The sequence below is a fragment of the Streptomyces kebangsaanensis genome (assembly GCF_001906585.1).
In the GTDB taxonomy this organism is placed as follows: domain Bacteria; phylum Actinomycetota; class Actinomycetes; order Streptomycetales; family Streptomycetaceae; genus Streptomyces; species Streptomyces kebangsaanensis.
Window position 1 is genome coordinate 43,360 of sequence record NZ_JUJA01000070.1, and the last position, 407, is coordinate 43,766.

Annotated in this window: 1 pseudogene; it reads left to right on the plus strand. The window is 72.7% G+C overall.

Going from position 1 to position 407, the window contains the following annotated elements:
- Window positions 1–360: pseudogene (locus RH94_RS42910) on the plus strand (MFS transporter); the annotation flags it as partial.
- Window positions 361–407: the final 47 nt, after the last annotated feature.

Here is a 407-nt window from a genome sequence, read left to right on the forward strand (position 1 = left end):
GTGGTGCTCGGCTACGGCGACCACACCACCGCCGTCGTGTGCACGATCCTGTCCGGTGCGTTCATCGGCGTGAACAACACCGTCTACACCGAGCTGGCCCTCGGTGTCTCCGACGCGCCGCGCCCGGTGGCGAGCGCCGGCTACAACTTCGTCCGCTGGTTCGCGGCCGCCGCCGCGCCCTTCCTCGCGCCGAAGATCGGGGAGTGGACCGACCCCCACGTCCCGTTCGTGGTCGCGGGCACCACCGCGGTGGTGGGCGCGCTGGTGGTCGCCGTACGGCGCAAGGCCCTCACCAACGAGGCCGAAGAGCTCCAGCCGCGGCACGCCGCCGAGGACGGCGTCGCGGTCTTCGCCGACTGACGTCCCGGGCGACCCGGTCGGTGAGATCGGTCACTCCAGCGGGACGG